The following is a 19,965-nucleotide window of genomic DNA, read 5'->3' as shown; positions in this document are numbered from 1 at the left end:
TTTTAAATTATGAGCATACTACCAAGCATATCTGACGCACTAGATGAAAAAAAAGTGACATCAGCAATCAATAAAAAATTTAATAATTTTGTTCCTGCTTTTTATAAATTTGTATCTGAATGGATAATCAACGCTTATTCAAATTTCAAAGACATAGAAATGTACATGATCTTGATCTATTTGGTTAATAATGATTTTAAATTTTATAGAAAAAATGGAATTCAGGTTGATTACAATACATTTTATCAGGACAAAACTTTAGAAATTGAGGAAATTAAAATTATTGAAATATCAGAGGCTCTTGAAATACCCAAAGAAAGTGTAAGAAGAAAAATTATTATATTAGAAAAACTAGGAGTGCTTAAAAGATCAAGAAAAAAAATTTTTATTGATAGAACTGCTTATGAAACAGTACGGCCAATTAGTGCATTAAAAAATATATCGTATTTAGTATCAATTTCCTCAAAAATTTTAAAACAAGAAAATAAAATTCCAAACTTTTTTTCTTCTGAAGAAATATCAGACACAATTAAAAAAAATTTCTCATTTTGTTGGTACGAATTTTATAAATTTATTTTTTCTTACTATTTCAGATGGAGAAAAATATTAGGCGATTTAGAAACATTAAGTATAGCTTTACTTATAATTTCTAATGCATCATCAAATAAAGATTTAATTATTCAGGATATAGATATTGAAAAATGGAGAAATAGAATTTCTCACGCAGATAAAGTTGGTTTAAATTCTATGTCAATATCAGACATAACTGGTATCCCAAGACCAACAGTTGTTAGGAAAGTAAATAGTTTGATTAAACAAGGATATGCTAAGATTGATCAAAAAAAATTAATTTCACTGAATATTGAAAAAAAAGTTTTTTCAAATACCCAGAAAATGCAAGAACGAACGGTTAAAGATGTTTCAGTACTAATTTATAAAATCTTAAATAAAGCTTCTATTAATTAGATCTTCTTAAAATATATATAAAAATAAATCCTGTAATATACATCACTAAAGCATAAGCAGCTGTTGGTATCATGTAAGCAACGTCATTAAAAATTTGGGTTGCTACAAATACTGCTAAAGTTCCATTTTGAAGACCACACTCTAACGAAATACATTTTCTTTGAGCAATTCCAGTTGCAAAAGCTTTAGCTATATAAAAAGCTAAAATCATCATCACTATATTTAAAATTAAAACCGCTATTCCAGCTTGAGCTAAATAATTAAAAATATTTTCTCTTTCCTCAATCCATATTGCTGCAAATACGATAACGAATAATAAACTAGTAGTTCTATTGACGATGTTAATATTTGAAGAAATAAAATTCTCTGCAAATCCTCTTATAACCATTCCTATAATTACTGGAACTGTAACAACTAAAGCCATTTTAAGTGCAATCCCTGTCATGGTAATCTCTGTAGACATTTCAGTAACCCCTAGCATTCCAGCTGAAGTAAAAACTATAAATGGAACTGAAATAATACTAATTAAACTTCCAACAGCTGTTAAAGAAATTGATAAAGCTACATCTCCATCTGCAAACTTAGTAAGAACATTTGATGTAACACCTCCTGGTGCTGCAGCTATAATCATTAAACCTAAAGCTATTTCGATTGGTAATCTTAAAATTAAAACCAATATATATGCAACAATTGGTAAAAGAATTAATTGGCAAGTTATTCCAATTAAAAAATCTTTTGGATTTCTAATCACTCTCGTAAAATCTTTTATAGATAAACCAAGTCCTAGGCCAAGCATTATAAGTGCTAAAGCTAATGGTGCTATTTTAGTTACAATCTCCAAATATCTACCCTCTCAGGAAAATTTTATATCATACATCTGTTATGGATAACTAAAAAAAAAATTAAACCTGAAAGTGTATTTTGTAATAAAATAGTAACAATTAAATTAAAATCATATTAACCTTTTATCCAATATAACTTTAGAGAGGATATTATGAATAAACTATTGAAAATAGCATCTATTGTCCTTCTTTTTTCATTAACAATGTTTGGCTTAACAAACAAAGCTTCTGCTGCAAAATTAACTTTATATTGCAGTGTTGAAATTGATGTTTGTGAAATGCTTGAGCAAGCTTATGAAAAAGAAACAGGCACAAAAGTTGCAATGACAAGAGCAAGTAGTGGTGAAACTTTTGCTAAAATAAAAGCAGAAGCTTCTAATCCAAAAGGAGATGTTTGGTTTGGTGGTACAGGTGATCCGCACTTAACAGCTGCTCAGGAAAATTTAACTGAAGAATATAAATCAAAACACTTTGATGATTTATTACCAGCAGCGCAAAACCAAGCAAAAAATGCTAACTATAAATCTGTAGGAATTTATGTTGGTGCATTAGGTTTTGGATACAATAAAGATCTTTTAGCAAAAAAAGGTCTTCCAGCCCCTAAATCATGGATGGACTTAACAAAACCTATTTATAAAGGTGAAATCCAAGTAGCAAATCCAAATTCATCTGGAACTGCTTACACAACTTTAGCTACAATTCTTCAAATTTTTGGAGAAGATAAAGGTTGGGATTACATGAAGAAACTTCATGCAAACATAAACACTTATACTAAATCTGGTTCTGCTCCAATTAAAGCAACTGGAAGAGGTGAAAACTTAATTGGTATTTGTTTCCAACACGATGGTGTGAAACAAACTAAAAAAGGTTTACCTGTAGTAACTGTTTCTCCTGAAGAAGGAACTGGTTATGAAGTTGGATCAATGAGTATTATTGCTGGTGCAAGAAACATGAAGGAAGCTAAAAAGTTTTATGACTGGGCATTAAGTCCTGCAATACAAACTATGGTGTTCACTTCAGGAAAATCTTTGCAAGTACCATCTAATACTAAAGCAAAAGCTGATCCTGATGCTCCAGATTTATCAACTATAAACTTGATTGATTACAATTTTAAAGTTTATGGAGATAAATCAACAAGAGCGAGTCTGTTATCTAAGTGGGATAAAGACGTATCTGTAATTCCTAGATAATTTTAGGAATTAATGAGAGGGCTCGTCATTTGTTGGATACTTATAGGTGGAGTAGGTTTTTTTATCTTCCCATGGTATGTAACGGGTGACGGGTTTTTCTCAATCAATTGGATTTTAGAGTATTCTTTAGAAGATTATGGCTCTGCCCTACCTCAAGTTTTTATAAATAAAAAATATTGGTTATTCCCATTAATCTTTCCATTATTTTTACCTTTAACCACAATTAAATTAAATCAAACCAATCCTCTGTATTCAAAAATATTTTTGTACTCAGGTTTATTTGGTTTCTTTTATTTTTTCTTACAAGGTTTTGCTGTTGGGATCAGAGGGTGGAATTATGAAATATTCCAATCCATTTTTGGAGATGTAGAAAATCAATATGGAATGGGTTCAGGTGCAGTATTAACATGTTGTGCTTTTATATTTTATATTACTCATGGTCTTGCATCTCGTGGGTGGTTAAATGGAGATAATTTCATCGTTGGAAGTATTGGAAGTATAATTATTTTAGTATCTACTTTTGTATTTTTTCCAATATTTAGAATGTTTGGAGTTGCCTTTAAGGGAACTGAAGGTGGTTACGAAATAAGTAATTTTTCAGAAAAAATTTTTAATAAAGGGATATGGGGATTAGATTGTTTATACAGTGATTATGCCTGTGGTGTTTTTTGGAACACTATTACCATGGGTACACTTACTGCTTTTTCATCAACAATTTTAGGTTTAGGTTTTGCTCTTTTAATAGCAAGAACTAGTTTTAGATTTAAAAAAACAGTTAGAATATTATCTGTTTTGCCAATCATCACACCTCCATTTGTAATTGGTTTAGCTATCATAATTTTATTTGGAAGAACTGGAGTTGTAAGTTCGTTTCTTGAATGGGGATTTGATATCGAACCTTCAAGATGGATCTATGGTTTACCAGGGATTTGGTTTGCACAGACTCTTGCTTTCACACCTATTGCATTTTTAGTTTTAATTGGTGTTGTGGAAAGTGTCAGCCCATCAATGGAAGAGGCATCACAAACATTGAGAGCTTCTAAATGGCAAGTTTTTAAAACTGTTACTTTACCTTTAATGAGACCAGGGATAGCAAATGCATTTTTACTTGGGTTTATTGAAAGTTTAGCAGACTTTGGAAACCCTTTGGTGCTTGGAGCTGAGTACGATGTTCTATCAACTGAAATATTTTTTGCAATTGTTGGAGCACAATATGATGAAACTAAAGCAGCAATACTTGCAATGATTTTATTGTCTGTTGTCTTAGTTGTTTTTTATCTTCAAAATCAATGGTTAGGAAAAAAATCTTATATTTCAATTTCAGGTAAAGGAGATAGTGGTGTTCACCCTGAACTACCAAATAAAACAAAATGGGTCATTTACTCAACAGTGCTTCCATGGGCTTTACTAACTTTTATTATCTACGTCATGATTATGTTTGGTGGATTTGTAGAGATGTGGGGCATTGACCATAGCTTTACTTTAAAACATTATATTGAAGCCTTTAGTGTTGAATGGGTAGAAGATAGAGGCTTTTTATGGACTGGAACTGCATGGAACTCATTTAATACAACATTCACGATTGCTTTAATTTCATCTTTACCAACTGCTGCAATAGGAATTTTAACCGCCTATCTTTTAACAAGACATAGATTTAAAGGTAAAAATGCTTTTGAATTTGGAACCATGTTGAGTTTTGCAATACCTGGTAGTGTTATAGGTGTTAGTTATGTTTTTGCTTTTAACGTTCCACCTTTAGAGCTAACAGGAACAGGAATTATTTTAGTAATTGCATTTGTATTTAGAAATATGCCAGTTGGTGTCAGAGCTGGAATAGCTGCTATGAACCAACTCGATCCTCATTTAGATGAAGCTTCTTCAACTTTGAATGCATCAAGTGCTCAAACTTTTAGAAATATAATTCTTCCATTGCTTAAACCAGCAATTACTGCTTCATTAGTATTTAGTTTTGTAAGAGCAATGACAGCAATTAGTGCTGTTATATTCTTGGTCAGTGCAAATTACGACCTAGCAGTATCTTATATTTTAGGAAGATTAGAAAATAATGACTATGGTTTAGCGATAGTATATTCATCTGCTTTAATTGTAGTAATGTTGTTTACAATTATGTTAATGCAATTAATAATAGGAAAACGTAAACTAGGAAGAAGAGATCAAAACTCATCAATTTTACAGGGAATTTAGATAATGAAAAAAGCTGAAGTAAAGTTTGAAAATATTACAAAGAAATTTAACGAAACTACAGCTGTTGATAATGTTAGTTGTAAATTTGAAGCTGGAACGTTGACAACCTTACTTGGTCCATCCGGATGTGGAAAAACAACTTCACTAAGAATTATTGCAGGTCTTGAAAGAGCTACAAGTGGAAAAATTTTAGTTGATGACGAGGACGTAACATTGCTACCTGCAACAGATAGAGACGTATCTATGGTATTTCAATCTTACGCTTTGTTTCCACACATGAGTGTATTGGAAAATGTTTCTTATGGGTTAAAAATGATCAAAGTAAATAAAGAAGAATACGTTCAAAAATCATTAGAAACATTAAAACTAGTAAATCTTGAGGGATATGAAAATAGAATGCCTTCAGAATTATCTGGAGGACAACAACAAAGAGTTGCTGTTGCAAGAGCGATTGTGTTGGAGCCAAAAGTACTTCTATTTGATGAGCCTCTTTCAAACTTAGATGCAAAATTAAGAAGACAAGTGAGAGAAGATATTAGAGAAATCCAACAAAAATTAGGTGTTACAACTATTTACGTAACACATGATCAAGAAGAAGCTTTGGCTATCTCAGACAAAGTAATTGTAATGAACAATGCAGTAATTGCTCAAGAAGGTAGTCCAAAAGATCTTTATAATTTTCCTAGAAACAAATTTGTTGCGAACTTTATTGGTGATGCAAATGTTGTGAAAGCCGAGGTTATAAATAAAAATTCTAATTCATATGATATCAAAATAGCTGAAATGAATATAAAAATTCAGAGTGACAAAGAATTAAATGGAAATATTTCTGTTGCCTTAAGACCAGAAAAAATATCAATTGATAGAAATAAAGGTGATAACTGTATTCATACGACTGTAAATAATGCATCTTTTGTGGGCAATAGTTATCAATATATTTTAAATTCTAAGGTTGGGAAATTATATGTTGTATCAAGTGATACAAATGACATTTTTAAAGTTGGAGAAGAAGTTTTCTTGAGTATAAATGAGCAAGAAGTAAAAATTCTTAACGACTAATATTATGCTTTCAAATAAAGAAATTATCTGTCCAAATAAACTATTAGATATAGCTCATAGTAAAAAAGGAGTAAGAGTTGCAGTTGTAAATGCTGGTAAACCCCTACCCATGTTATCTGTTCAAGACGCTGTAAATGAAAATCTTATAGAGCCAGTTTTTATTGGTCACGAGTTTGAAATACAAAAATGTGCTGAAGATCTTGGTTGGGATATATCAAAATATGAACTTATTCATGAGCCAGTTGAAAACAATACAGCAAAAATTGCAGCTAAACTTGCAAGTGAAGGTAAAGTTAAAATAATTGTTAAAGGACATATTCATACCGATGTTCTTATGAAAGAAGTTTTAAAGAGAGAGTACAATTTATTGGGTAAAACTAGATTAAGTCATATCTGGCATATGACTATTGGAAAAGATGATAAGCCATTAATAATAACAGATGGTGCTTTAAATGTTTTGCCTAATGTTAAAACTAAAATGCATATTTTGAAAAATGTAATAAATTTTTCAAATCGTATTGGAATTGAAAGACCAAAAATTTCTGTATTGTCTGCAACAGAAGAAGTTTTAGAAAGTGTACCAAGTTCTATTGAAGCAGCTGAAATAACAAAGCTTGCAAAAGAAGAAAATTTGAACGCAGATGTATTTGGACCTTTGGCATTTGATAACAGTATTTCAAAAAAATCTGCTGGTATTAAAGGTATTAAAAATTTAGTTGCAGGAGAAGCTGATGTATTATTGGTTCCAAGTGTTGAAACTGGAAATGCTCTAGTTAAAATGATGATTTATTTTATAGGAGCCTGTGCTGCAGGTGTTGTAGTAGGAGGAAAAGTTCCAGTTGTAATAACAAGTAGATCTGATGAAGCGCAAGCAAGATTGGCATCAATAGCTGCGGCAGTAGTAGCTTTAGACTAAATGATTAATTGAATTTTATAAAAAATTAACCTAAAAAAACTTAAAATTTTAAAAGGAGAGAAATGGCAATTACATACTTAAAAAAATCACCAAAAACATCATCAACTGATGATACAAAAACAAGAGAAATAGTTGAAAATATTCTTAAAGATATTGAGACAAGTAAAGAAGAAGGTTGTAAAGAACTTTCTAAAAAATTTGATAAGTATGAGGGTGAAGTAGTTATCTCTAAAGAAAAAATAGAAGATATTAAAAAGAATTTAGATCAAAAAACAAAAGATGATGTCCAGTTTGCTCATGAAAGAGTGAGAAAATTTGCTGAAGCCCAATTAAAAAATTATGGTCAAGATTTTGAAGTTGAATTGTCTGAAGGTTTATATGCAGGTCAAAGATTAATTCCTGTTAATACAGCTGGATGTTATGTACCTGCTGGAAGATATGCTCACATTGCATCTGCAGTAATGAGTGTAACAACTGCAAAAGTTGCTGGGGTTAAAAATATTTTAGTATGTAGTTCTCCAAAACCTGGTGTTGGGGTTCATCCAACTATTGTTTACACTGCTGATCTTTGCGGTGCAGATGTAATTATGAATTTAGGTGGTGTTCAAGCAATTGCTGCAATGACCAATGGTTTATTTGGAAATGCTCCTGCTGATATATTGGTAGGTCCAGGTAACCAATTTGTTGCTGAAGCTAAAAGAATTTTATTTGGTAAAGTGGGTATTGATTTATTTGCAGGTCCAACAGAAATCGGAATTATTGCTGATGAAAACGCAGATCCAGAAATCGTTGCAGTAGATTTAGTTGGACAAGCAGAGCACGGATATAATTCACCTGCTTGGCTTTGGACAACAAGTAAAGAATTAGCAGAAAAGGTAATTAAAAGAGTGCCTGAACTTATTGCTGATCTTCCTGAGTTACCAAGAACTAATGCTGAAGCTGCTTGGAGAGATTACGGAGAAGTTGTTCTTTGTGATACAGACGAAGAAATGGCTACAATTAGTGATGAGTACGCACCAGAACACTTAGAAGTTCAAACTAAAAACTTAGAGTGGTTCCACAAAAGATTAAAAAATTATGGTTCTTTATTTATTGGTGAAGAAACAACTGTTGCTTATGGTGATAAATGTTCAGGAACAAATCATATTCTTCCAACTAAAGGTGCTGGAAGATATACGGGTGGTTTGTTCGTTGGTAAATTTATCAAAACTTTAAGTTTCCAAAGAATGACTAAAGAATCTACTGAACTTGTTGGAGCAGCTGCTGCTAGACTTTCAAGATATGAAGGAATGGAAGCTCATGCAAGAACAGGTGATGTAAGACTAAAAAAATACGGATATACAAATTAGTTTTAACCAACCCAACTGATATCTCCTATAGCATCACCTATAGAATTTGTTATTGGTTTGTTTAAAAATGACTCTAATTTAGATTTATCAATTATATTTAGTTCTGAAATCATTCCAGCGATAGCTGTTGATGAAGCTCTTTCATTTCCATCAGAAATTTTTACTACTATTGATATTTTTTGATCAGGTATAATTGCTACAAAAACACCTTCTGCACCATTTTTAAAAAAAGCTTTTTTTTCAAAAAGTTTTGTTAATTTTGAATTATCACTCTCATTTCCACCTGTATAATCTGGTTCATTTACACAAGAATTATAAATTTTCTTTGCAACATTTCCTAAACCTTCCAATTTTTCAAAATCTCCGAACTTTGCATTCAAATGACCTAGCTTATTTAGTGGCATTAATGGTATTGGAAGAGTACATCCATCAATTCCAATATTATTTAGTTTAATACTAATTAAGTCTTCAATTAAATTAAATAGTTCCTTTTGTATTGTGTGATCTTTAGAATTATAATTTTCAGTAGACAGCCCCCTATCAATTGAAAGTGCTAAGTGAGCACAATGCTTTCCAGAACAATTATGAAAAATTTTTCTTTTTTTTTTATAATTATCATAAGCTTTTAACTTATTGTTTAACATCCATGGCCATTCTTCACCGCATGCAAGCAAACTCTCATTTATGTTCAAAGTTTTTAGCCAATTTTCAATTATTGTTTGATGAATATCTTCTGCAAAATGAGATGATGTTGAAAAAGCAATCTGTTGCTCTGTTAAATTAGCTTTTTCAATATAACCATCTTTATATAAGTTTAATGACTGAATTGGTTTTAAAGCAGATCTTGGATAAATCAATTGTGAACTATCTCCCCATTCTTTTAAAATTTTACCTGATGCATCAACGATTGCACCACATCCATAATGGATGCTCTCAATTGATCCACTTCTGCTTACTGTAACAAGTTTTTTCATATTTCTTTTAATACTTTAAAAAATTTTCAAAAATATAAGAGATATTATTGAACTAATAAATTATTTTAGTGACTCTTTTGGTGTAAACTAAAATTGCATTTTCCAATCAACGGAAAATATTGAATTTTCAAGACTTTCATCATCTGTGTCGGTATGGAACATGTTAATATTAAGTGCACTATTATTTTCAGTGTCAATCAAATTGTAACCCAAACCTAATGTTAAATAGGTTTTTTTAGTATCTTTCATCAAATTATCATATGGGGTAGCCATACCACTCATGAATGATTTTGAAATTGTTCCATCTATATAGTCTTTTTCTGAAGCTAAGAATGAAAAGTTAAAATTAGAAGAAGAGGTTGAAGTATTGTAAATATTTCTATCTAAGTTAAATCCAATTTGTGGTTCTATGATTATTAAATTATCAGTGTAAATATCTAAAGCTAAAGAACCTCCTTTTTCTTTAATATCATCTTGAAAAATTATATTTGAACCAAATCCTATAGAAGGGCTAAATTTAAAGCTACCGAGATTCATTTTTTTAGTAATGTTTATTTTTCCATCAAAGCCTATATCGTTTCCTTCTGAAGTTAGTTTTTGAACTAATCCAATTGTATTTCTTGTAGTTTCTTTTTGAGAAAGAAAACCCCCAACACTTATATCAAATAAATACTTATCACTATTGATTTTTGTAAAATATTGATAGTGCAATGCATCAGAATTTGTTCCACCTGTATTGTTATTATTATTTGTATTGGTTGTAGATAAACCAACGGAATATCCCGAAAATCTTTGTTGTGAAAGTTGATTAGAAAATCCAATTAATATTCCATAATTTTCAGAGTTATATCCAGTATCGCTATCAGATAATGCATTATAGTTTGTAAAAGATCCAAAAGTTCTAATAAATGAATTTGAGTTTATTGACTGATTTCTTAAAATTTCTCTATTTTTATTATTTTTTATAAATGAAAATAAACCTTTGTCACTATAATCAAAACTTGATTTGTAATCACTACCAGTTAATCCAAAATGTGTAAGATCTGAATTATTAATACTATGTGCTAAAGAACTTTGGGCTACTAAAGCTGTTTTAGATTGACTACCAATATTTGTTGCAACATTTACTGCAGTTGTAAAATTCCCTGTCGCTGTAGCAGAATTCGAAGAAACTGAAGATAAACTTTTTCCCTTTATTGACATTACTGAATTCTTAAATTCAGAATTACTTAAACTATCAAGTATATCGTGTAATTCTGGGTTCATGCCTGCATTTTTCATTTCTACTAGCATTTCACAAAACTGAACTATTGAACTGTCAGATAGATCAAGGCCTGAAGCTGCAAATCGGTTGGTATATAATAATTCTTCCCCATTGTTTGTCTCAACTATTACTAAATCCCAAATATCACTTGAACCTTCTGCTAATTGTAATGTCCAAGTATAACCTCCAAATGTACCTGTCCTAGTATCTGTAGATACGTTGTCAGCGGTAACTCCAGATAAAACAGATGAATATGTATTATCAGTTACGGTAGAAGTTGAATACAAACCATACGACATTGTACCGGTTACGTCAGTAAAATCTGTTTTTCCATATGATGTAGTGCTAGCAATGTATGTGTTGTAATTTTCTGGAAGTGCACCTGAGTAATCTAAATTGTTTTGACCATTATCTAATGTGTTAATAGTGCCGGTATTGTAGATATCATATGAAGAAGATGTGATCCTGCCTGTTAAGTTTGTAATATTGGTCTCATTTCCAGGAATAACAAAAATTCCATAACCATCTGTTCCAGCTGAACCGTTACTTCCAGAAGTTGCTCCTGCTGCGCTGCTATCACCTGCTAAACCTATTGCTCCTGCTACACCACCTGAAACTGTTCCCGTATTTATTAAAGTAAATCCAGATCCTTTAATTCCATCTCCCCCATTTCCAGCGTCTCCACCATCTCCTGCAACTCCGTTAGTAGATGTGTCTCCACCAGCTCCACCATCACCACCATCTCCACCAGAAATAGTATCACCAGAAGAAACAGTTAAAGTAAAATCCGTTCCAGCTACCCCTGTTCCACCATTTCCACCATTAGCTCCATTACCAGCTGTACCTGAAGCAATTGCGTTAGTACCATTCGTTCCATTGTTTCCATCTCCACCAGAAATATTTGAAGAGGTAGTTAAATTATCTGTGCCATTTAAATTAGCTCCATTTGTACCATCAGATCCATTAGAACCACTTGTTCCTTCATCATCTGTAATTGTCAACACTCCTCTGCTATCATTAATAGTTGCATTAACTGCATTTGATAAATTTACAATAACAGTTTCATTACTTTCATCAGTAGTATCTGAAACAATTGCAACATTAAATGTTCCTGAAGTTTGGCCTGCCGAAATTGTTAATGTGCCACTAGTAGCGCTATAATCCTCACCTGCTGTCGCTGTACCATCTGAGGTAGCATAATCTACTGTTACATTTTTTGAAGATGCGGCTGATAGTGAAACTGTAAACTGAGCATTGCTTGCATTTTCATTATCAGTGGAAATATCATTTATTGATAATGATGGAGCATCATCATTATCTGTTATTGTAAGTGTAGCTGTTGAATCACTTACTGTTGCATTAGATGGATTTGATAAAGTAACAGTTAAGGTTTCGTTATCTTCATCTAGTGTATCTGCAAGAATTGGAACCGTAATTGTTCCTGAAGTTTGGCCTGCCGAAATTGTTAATGTGCCACTAGTAGCGCTATAATCCTCACCTGCTGTCGCTGTACCATCTGAGGTAGCATAATCAATTGTTATATCATTTGTAGATGTTCCTGAGACAGAAATAGTTATAGATGCGTTACCACTTTCACTGTTTACAGTAGCATCTATAATTGAAAGACTTGGCAAACTTTCATTTTCTGTAAGAGTAATATTAACAGATTGAGATCCGTTTTCAGATGCATTTCCACCACTAACAGAATCAATAGCTATTGTTGCAGTTTCGTTTCCTTCGTAAACATTATCATCAATAGTTGAAAATGATGTTGTGCCAGTTAAATTTCCAGCAGTTATAGTAATATCTGAAACATTGTTGTAATCAGTTCCTTCTGTTGCAGAACCAGATGTTGATATCGCTATTGTGACATCCGAATTGGTAGTTTCTGAAAGAGTAGCAGTTAGTGTTATTGAAGAATTTGAATTTTCTGTAATACTACTTGCAGAACTAGATAAGGTTACTGTTGGAGAACTGTTACCACCTCCAGCATTTCCAACATTTAGATCGTTTCCTTGGTTTCCAGAAGACCCTGAAATATCATTATCATTTTGATTTGAATTACCTGCGCCTGCTGCATTTCCACTATTTGCAAAAGCTTGATTAGAATAAAATATTAAAAAACCAAAAAATAAAAACACACAAAAAATTAACAATTTTGAAATTAAAACATTTTTATCAGTCTTTAATCTTTCCTCAAAAAGAATCTTATTTTTTGCTTTTTTACTAAACATTCTGCATTTTTAGACTGAGTCTTCTTTAAAAAAATTACAGTGATGATCGTGATAGTGTTTGTATTGGTGTTCATAGTGGAGTTTAAATTAGTGTCCAATATGGGGATAATTATTCTTTAAAAATAAATAAATTTTAGAAAAAAATATTAATTTGAAAATACTATTATTATTTAATCAATTTAATAAAATTTTACATATGAGAGTGATCGATATAGTGTTCATTATGGGGAATTTCTTAAAAAAGAGCAAATCAAAAGTTAATTGTTATGATAGAAAAAACTTTTTTGTAAAACAATATAATAAAAAATCAAACATGCTTGATACATAAAAAACTAAAGGAAATGAAAACAAGTATTCAACAAAACCCATTTTTAAAATTATATAAACAAGATCATAATATTCTTAAAAAAAATTTAATAAAAAAAAAATCAAAGCGTTTAATTAAAGAACTTTATGTACACAATTATAATAATTTTTCAAAACATTGGTGTAAATTACAATTCGATTGGCTGTCTGGTAATTATAAAAGTTTTAAAGATATTGATATTTATTTGATACTAGTTTATTTATTTTATCAAGAGCTGAGTTTCTTTAATAGATCAAATATTAATCAATCTTATGATGATATTTTTTTAAGAAAAAAAAATATAGAATTTCGAAATATTCAAAAAACACAAATTTCAAAATTTTTAAGAATACCAGAGGAAACAGTAAGAAGAAAAATATCTAAATTATTTAATCTTAAAATTTTAGCAAGTGATAAAAATAGTAATCAATTTTTATTAGAAGGTATTAAAATTTTTAAACCAAACCAGACTTTAGCAAACCTTTCAAAATTACTTTATGAAGTTTATAAAGTTAATTATGAAAATAAAGTAATATTACAATCCTTATCTCAAGAAGAAATTATTAAAAGAATTAAATCAAATTTTACAAAAGTTTGGATAGTTTGGTATGAATTTCAATTTCATTATTTAAATCGTGCTAGACAAAAAACAGGAGATTTAATGAATTTTTTAGTTTTTGCATGTGTTTGGTATAACAAAATTATTAACTTTACATCAAAATATCCAAACAATACTGGGAAACAGAGCTTAATAAGTAAATCTTTTATAAGCAATCAAATTACTGGAATAAATGCTTTGTCAATATCTGAAGTTTTAAATATGCCAAGAGCTACGGTTATACGAAGATTGAAATATTTAGAAAAATTTATTTTTAAAGATGATAATAAACTTTATCATTTTAGAGCTGACAAGATAAAAGAATTTGAGAAAGTGCAAAAAGAAACTATTAAGGATTTAGATAATTTTTGTGAAAATATCTATGAAATAATTAAATAGCATAAATATATAAATTAATTTAATCTTAGTTATTATTTAAATATAGGAGTTATACTTATGGCAACTTATGAATGTTCAAAATGTGGTATGTCAGTTAATGCGACCTGTGGAAAATGTGATAAGCCACTAGTAAATGATATGCTAAAATTAGACGATGGCAGTGAAGTGCAAATATCTAAATGCCCAGAAGATCATGGAAAAATTAAATCACCATTATGCTGTGGTCAAGATATGAGCTGTAAAGTCTAAAAAATAAAATTTAAATTATTTTATTAATTCTAATACATCGATATCAATAAAAGGTTAATTTAAAAAATCACTTACCAAACTATTAAATTCGTCAGGTTTTTCTAAGTGAACATTGTGACTGCAATTTTTAAATATTTCTAGTCGACTATTCTTAATATTTTTATTTAAAGTGTCTACCTGCTCAAAATTATAAGAGATATCTTTATCACCCCATATAATTAAGGTGTCATTTTTAATATTTTTTAAATTTTCTATTCCTCTCCAATTTTTCATAGCTAGTAGTGCATTATCAGCTGTTTCTAATGAAACATTTTTTATAGCATTTGCACATAAATAATAGTTTTTGTCCTTATTGCCTTTTACAAACCATTTAGGAGGAACTCTTGAAAATGAAGCTTCAGGTCCCTCTTTCTTAAGTTTCTCTCTTGTTTCATCCATAGATTCAAATCTGCCCGGAATATCACCAATAGATCCTGTAGCAAAACAGATTAATTTATTAACTCTATCACCAATTAATTTTGTTATTTCTTGAACAATCATTCCACCCATTGAATGTCCAATTAAATTAAATTTTTCTATTTTTTTATCATCTAAAATTTCAATTATTTTTAGAGCCATCGCGTTAATAGAGTTCAGTGATTGAGCGTTATAACTTTCACCAAAACCAGGTAGTGCTGGAGCAATAACTCTATGGTTTTTTGAAAAGTAATCTTTTTGAAAACACCACATTTCTGATGAACCTAAATATCCATGCACTAAAACAAATGGGAAACCTTCTCCTTTATCATCTACAAAAATATTACTCATAAAATCTTAATTATCATTTCCTTTAAAATAAACAAAACTAAAAAACTCATAAAAGTTATTATAAAAATATTTATTACCTGCCAGATTTTTTTATCATTAGCATACTTAGATAGATAATTTGATAAATATCCTAATGCAAAAAAAAATAAGAGAGAAGCAAGAGACGCGCCTATTCCAAATACTAATTTTTGATTAAATAGATAATTTTTAGAAAAGTTTCCAAGAATTAGGACTGTATCTGAGTAAACATGTGGATTTAGATAAGTAAATCCAAGTGTTTTTATAAAAATATCTAATCTAGAAATTTTACTAACATTATATTGAAAATTAACTTCTGAATAATGTGTTTTAATTTTTGAAAAAATAAAGTGAATTAAAAAAATAATTAATAATAAATTAAAAATAAATTCTAAAAGTTGATTAAAATATTGACTAAAGTAATGAAATAAAAATATTCCTGAAAAAATTAAAATAGTATCTGATATTGTGCAAACAGAACAAACTAAAAAAATATGTTGTTTCTTTAAACCTTGTTCAATAACAAATATATTTTGAGGTCCAATTGCAAGTATTAAACTAAAACTGGTAACAAAACCTAATATTAAATATTCCATTAGGTTTTTTATTCTTTAATAACTTAGATGTAAATTTAATCTTTTAAACTTTGGTTTGAAGCTGAAGAAAAGTTTATTATGATTACCAGTATCTTTCATAATTGTTTGTTGCCATAAATGAACCATTTCATGAGCCAAAGTATTTAAAAACTCTGACTTATTTTTGTATTTAGGCATCATCTCTAGAACAAAAAAAGTTGTTCCTTTTCTATATGACAAATATTCAACACACTGGCCAGAACCTCTTACTATTCTTTTTATTTTAATATCATTAAATGGGTTAAGTTTATTCTTAAATAAAGATTTATTAAAAATTTTAAAATATTTCTTTATCTCTTTAAAAGTTGTTTTAAATTTTTTATCAGAATCTTTAGTTTCTCTTAAAATTCTTTTTTTTATTCTAACTATGTAATCGTCTTTTAATTTTTCTTTTTTTTTCATTGAATAAACTTTTTTGTTATCTTGAAAATTGATGAGCGGTATTTAAGGCTAAATTTAAAAAAAGCAATTAAAATGTATATTTTTTATTCAAATTCCATCAAGCCCTTGAAAAGGGAAAGGGCTTGATGATACTTTATTATTTAAGCAACTTTTGCTGCCGTTTCGTTTTCTTGATTATTAGAGAAAACAGTCTGAGATAACTTAACCGGGACTTTGTTTTGAAGTATATCCAAAACTGGGCAATGAGCATTTACAACTTCAATTAGCTTGTCCAGTTGATCTTTAGGAGCAGTAGACTCTAATTTGACTATTCCATCTATATTTTGAAAACCAGGTCTAGTTTTATCATCTATTGCTAAAAACCCTTTTAGATCTAGTTTAGCATCAAGTTTAACGCTAACACTTTTTAGATCTATTCCAAGAGCTGTTGCAAAAGCTTTATAAGTTATTTCTTGGCAAGATCCTAATGCAGCCAAAATAAGCTCTACTGGGCTTGGTCCTTCATCTTTGCCACCAAACGAAGTAGGTTCATCTATTGTAAGCTTATGATCTCTTAATGTTGCTTTTGACTGAAGACCTTCTTTAAGTTTTGATAAACTACTATAAGAAAGTATTGCTCTATCAGGATTATCGGTAAATTCTTTTTGGAGACTACCGATGGTCTCTTTGAGATTGTCAGTATTTGACATTTTTTTCTCCTTTTTAGTGCTTCAGCTTTTGCTAGGCGCACAATATGGTTCAAATGCCTTGCGATGATTGTAAAAATTTTTGAGAGCAAAAAAAAACCACCTACTAAAGCGGTGGTTAATATATCGCTTTAGCAGTTTTTTTAAGCGCTCTGCAATTTGATATTAAATCAGCGCTAACAATTTTATATATTAATTATTATTTTAAATCAAGAAAAATTTATACTCTTTTTCTACCTTGAACTACTCTATCAAGAATAAGAGCTACAAATAATATCGCAACACCTGCTAAAATACCTTGCCCTACATTAGCGTATTGAAGTGCTTCTAATACATCTTGACCTAAACCTTTGGCACCGATTAAAGATGCAACAACTACCATTGCTAGACTTAACATTACTGTTTGATTAACACCTGCCAATATAGATGGGGTTGCTAATGGTAAGTCTACTTTTCTAAGCAAATACCATTTAGATGCACCATAAGCGATTGCAGCTTCTCTAATTGTTTCAGGTACTCCTCTTAAGCCAAGAACTGTTAGTCTAACTACAGGTGTTCCACCAAATATCATTGTAATAATAACTGCTGCGACTTTTCCAGTTCCAAAAAATGCTATTACAGGAATCATAAATACGAAAGCGGGCATTGTTTGCATGAAATCCATAATTGGTCTGATCATTGAATAAAATCTTTGACGCCTTGCACAAAAAATTCCAAGTGGAATACCAATTACAATGCTTAATACTGCTGCCGTTCCTAAAAGAGCTAATGTTGTCATAGCTTTAACCCAGAAACCTAAAAATCCCATGTAACATAAAAATCCTGCTGAATATATTGCAGCTCTAGGTCCTGCGGCTAATCCAGTTAATGTTACAATAGTTGTGATAATTACTATCCAAGGAGTTTTTACAAATAGCAACTCTAAGAAATCTAATACAGATCTAATTCCAATAGTAATTGCAGTAAATAAAGCATCTCCTTTTAATACCGCATAATCGAAGATCGTTTCTACCCATTTTATTGATGTTAACCTGATATCTGGATGAGTTGGGAAATCATCCATTAACGTAATAACACCAGGAAAACTATAATGCACAACAGAAAAAAACATAATAACTGCAGCAAACATAGTGCTCGATACAAAGTTCTTAACCTGCATTCCAGGTCTTAGAGTTTTGTCTGATAACCATTCTGAATATCTTTTTTCTAATATCGAGTTAGCTAGTATTCCTTGAACAACTTTAACTGCAATTAACAATCCAATACCAAAAATTGTAATCCAAATAGCTGATGCCTCAATCCTTGCTACTTCATCTATATAACCTTGCATTGCATCTTCTAGTGATTTGATATTTCTTTTATAAACCTCAACTTTGTCTGGATTATTTGTAATAGCTGCTTCTAATTGTTTGTTTCTAAAAGCTATAGTTGACTCAACTTGTTTAATTTTTTCTACAGCTTCTTTAGTGATATTACCAAATAAACCTCTAATAATTTGAACAACTGAAAAAGTCTCTATAATTAAAAAAGCCAAAGCCCAATTCCAAATATTTCTCATTCCAAACCATATAGGTCCTAGAATTCCAGCATACAAATTAAATGAGAATGAAAAAGATGGTTTGCTTCCAATTTTTTGAAACTCTTTAATATAATATTCAGGATTAGATTTAACAAAATCTGTAATTAATTCTGATCTGGTTGGATTATGTATCTGTTTATTCACCATCTCCACCCTCTATAACCGCTTTTAAAAGATCTGATTGTGTTAACACACCAACATTATTTTGATTATTATCTTTAACAACCAATGGTCCTACGCTAAATTTTGATAACTCAATGAGCTTGCTTAATAATTCATTTTCTCCAACACTTTGACTTTTTTCATCTAATTTTCCATTAGCACTTTCATAATTCTCAATAGATTGCATGATCGTTTTGGCTTGAACAACTTTAAGTCTTGAAATTCCTTTTACAAAGTCTGCAACATATTCATCTGCAGGACTTACAACTATTTCTTCGGGTGTACCTATTTGGATTACCTTTCCATCTCTCATGATTGCAATTCTGTGACCTACTCTTACCGCTTCATCTAAATCATGAGTAATAAATACTGTGGTTTTTTTCATTTGTTTAGAAAGTTTAATAAACTCAGCTTGAAGCTGTCTTCTAATTAGTGGATCTAATGCGCTAAAAGGCTCGTCCATTAAGAGAAATTCAGGATCAGCTGCTAGTGCTCTTGCAAGACCTACCCTTTGTTGCATACCTCCTGATAATTCGTGAGCAAACTTATTACCCCAACCTTGTAATTCTACAATTTCTAAAATTTTATTTGCAGCATCCAATCTATCATTTTTGCTTACCCCTCTTATCTCAAGCGGCATTGCAATGTTATCAACAACAGATCTATGAGGCATAAGTGCAAAGTTTTGGAAAACCATCCCTATTTTTTTATTTCTTAATTCTTGAAGGTTTTCTCTATCTAAGCCCATTACATCTTGACCATTAATTAAAATTTTGCCCGATGTTGGTTCTAAAAGTCTATTAATATGCCTTACTAATGTAGACTTTCCACTCCCTGAAAGCCCCATAACACAGAATATTTCACCTTGTTTAACATCAAATGAAACATCTGAAACTCCAATAACTGAGTTGTAATTTTCTAAGGCTTCTGTTTTTGAAATTTTTTTATTTTGAATTGCATCTAATGCTTCGTTAGAAGTATTTCCAAATACTTTCCAAACATTTTGAATTTGTATTGCTGAACTCGATGAATCCATTTTTGTCTTTTATTATAGGAAAATATACTCGGCAATCTTAAATTGCCGA

The 19,965-nt window shown here is 30.3% G+C and carries 17 protein-coding genes and 1 riboswitch; of the genes, 8 read left to right on the top strand and 9 right to left on the bottom strand.

Annotation, left to right across the window (positions count from 1 at the left end):
- The first annotated feature begins 9 nt into the window (after positions 1-9).
- A complete protein-coding gene (locus ACQY31_RS07525; protein WP_428079868.1) occupies positions 10-966 on the top strand; it encodes a MarR family transcriptional regulator in 957 nt (318 codons plus the stop codon).
- Here the strand turns inward: ACQY31_RS07525 and ACQY31_RS07520 are convergent.
- Positions 959-1,807 (bottom strand): bile acid:sodium symporter family protein, encoded by an 849-nt coding sequence (locus ACQY31_RS07520; RefSeq protein WP_428079867.1) that lies wholly within the window; start codon positions 1,805-1,807, stop codon positions 959-961. The genes ACQY31_RS07525 and ACQY31_RS07520 overlap by 8 nt on opposite strands.
- Before the next feature lie 153 nt (positions 1,808-1,960).
- On the opposite strand from ACQY31_RS07520, the gene ACQY31_RS07515 reads away from it, so the two are divergent.
- The 5 genes from ACQY31_RS07515 (at position 1,961) to hisD (ending at position 8,527) form a co-directional block, all read left to right on the top strand.
- Positions 1,961-2,998 carry an ABC transporter substrate-binding protein gene (locus ACQY31_RS07515; RefSeq protein ID WP_428079866.1) on the top strand — a complete coding sequence of 346 codons (1,038 nt, stop codon included), beginning with the start codon at positions 1,961-1,963 and terminating at the stop codon, positions 2,996-2,998.
- 12 nt (positions 2,999-3,010) lie between these two features.
- Positions 3,011-5,203, top strand: coding sequence for an ABC transporter permease (locus ACQY31_RS07510; protein ID WP_428079865.1), 2,193 nt, complete (start codon positions 3,011-3,013; stop codon positions 5,201-5,203).
- Positions 5,204-5,206: 3 nt separating this feature from the next.
- Positions 5,207-6,262, top strand: coding sequence for an ABC transporter ATP-binding protein (locus ACQY31_RS07505; RefSeq protein ID WP_428079864.1), 1,056 nt, complete (start codon positions 5,207-5,209; stop codon positions 6,260-6,262).
- Positions 6,263-6,266: 4 nt separating this feature from the next.
- Complete coding sequence (locus ACQY31_RS07500) at positions 6,267-7,178, top strand: bifunctional enoyl-CoA hydratase/phosphate acetyltransferase (protein ID WP_428079863.1); 912 nt, start codon at positions 6,267-6,269, stop codon at positions 7,176-7,178.
- Between the two features lie 62 nt (positions 7,179-7,240).
- Positions 7,241-8,527: a histidinol dehydrogenase gene (gene hisD / locus ACQY31_RS07495; RefSeq protein WP_428079862.1), complete on the top strand. Its 1,287-nt coding sequence runs from the start codon at positions 7,241-7,243 to the stop codon at positions 8,525-8,527.
- Between the two features lie 2 nt (positions 8,528-8,529).
- Here hisD and ACQY31_RS07490 read toward each other — a convergent pair whose 3' ends face one another.
- Positions 8,530-9,501, bottom strand: a complete 972-nt coding sequence (locus ACQY31_RS07490; RefSeq protein ID WP_428079861.1) for an asparaginase — start codon at positions 9,499-9,501, stop codon at positions 8,530-8,532.
- A gap of 87 nt (positions 9,502-9,588) precedes the next feature.
- Complete coding sequence (locus tag ACQY31_RS07485; protein WP_428079860.1) at positions 9,589-12,999, bottom strand: Calx-beta domain-containing protein; 3,411 nt, start codon at positions 12,997-12,999, stop codon at positions 9,589-9,591.
- 341 nt (positions 13,000-13,340) lie between these two features.
- On the opposite strand from ACQY31_RS07485, the gene ACQY31_RS07480 reads away from it, so the two are divergent.
- Complete coding sequence (locus ACQY31_RS07480) at positions 13,341-14,342, top strand: hypothetical protein (protein WP_428079859.1); 1,002 nt, start codon at positions 13,341-13,343, stop codon at positions 14,340-14,342.
- Between the two features lie 57 nt (positions 14,343-14,399).
- On the top strand, positions 14,400-14,591 hold the full coding sequence (locus ACQY31_RS07475) for a hypothetical protein (protein ID WP_428079858.1): 192 nt from the start codon (positions 14,400-14,402) through the stop codon (positions 14,589-14,591).
- A 54-nt stretch (positions 14,592-14,645) separates the two neighbouring features.
- Here ACQY31_RS07475 and ACQY31_RS07470 read toward each other — a convergent pair whose 3' ends face one another.
- From ACQY31_RS07470 to ACQY31_RS07445, 6 genes are all read right to left on the bottom strand, one after another.
- Positions 14,646-15,398: an alpha/beta fold hydrolase gene (locus tag ACQY31_RS07470; protein ID WP_428079857.1), complete on the bottom strand. Its 753-nt coding sequence runs from the start codon at positions 15,396-15,398 to the stop codon at positions 14,646-14,648.
- Positions 15,395-16,012, bottom strand: coding sequence for a LysE/ArgO family amino acid transporter (locus ACQY31_RS07465; protein WP_428079856.1), 618 nt, complete (start codon positions 16,010-16,012; stop codon positions 15,395-15,397). Before ACQY31_RS07465 ends, ACQY31_RS07470 begins: the two co-directional genes overlap by 4 nt.
- A 15-nt stretch (positions 16,013-16,027) precedes the next feature.
- Positions 16,028-16,453 (bottom strand): SprT-like family protein, encoded by a 426-nt coding sequence (locus tag ACQY31_RS07460; RefSeq protein WP_428079855.1) that lies wholly within the window; start codon positions 16,451-16,453, stop codon positions 16,028-16,030.
- Positions 16,454-16,593: 140 nt separating this feature from the next.
- Positions 16,594-17,142 (bottom strand): OsmC family protein, encoded by a 549-nt coding sequence (locus ACQY31_RS07455; protein WP_428079854.1) that lies wholly within the window; start codon positions 17,140-17,142, stop codon positions 16,594-16,596.
- 3 nt (positions 17,143-17,145) lie between these two features.
- Positions 17,146-17,210, bottom strand: a riboswitch (SAM riboswitch).
- A 149-nt stretch (positions 17,211-17,359) separates the two neighbouring features.
- Positions 17,360-18,865, bottom strand: coding sequence for an ABC transporter permease (locus ACQY31_RS07450; protein WP_428079853.1), 1,506 nt, complete (start codon positions 18,863-18,865; stop codon positions 17,360-17,362).
- Entirely contained in the window at positions 18,855-19,916 is a 1,062-nt protein-coding gene (locus ACQY31_RS07445) for a quaternary amine ABC transporter ATP-binding protein (protein ID WP_428079852.1), read from the bottom strand. The genes ACQY31_RS07450 and ACQY31_RS07445 overlap by 11 nt, the downstream gene beginning before the upstream one ends.
- Positions 19,917-19,965 lie beyond the last annotated feature (49 nt).

Origin of the sequence: Candidatus Pelagibacter sp., from assembly GCF_965262185.1 — a bacterium.
In the GTDB taxonomy this organism is placed as follows: Bacteria; Pseudomonadota; Alphaproteobacteria; order Pelagibacterales; family Pelagibacteraceae; genus Pelagibacter.
Note: the sequence above shows the minus strand (reverse complement) of the source record. Positions and strands in the feature narration are given on the sequence as shown.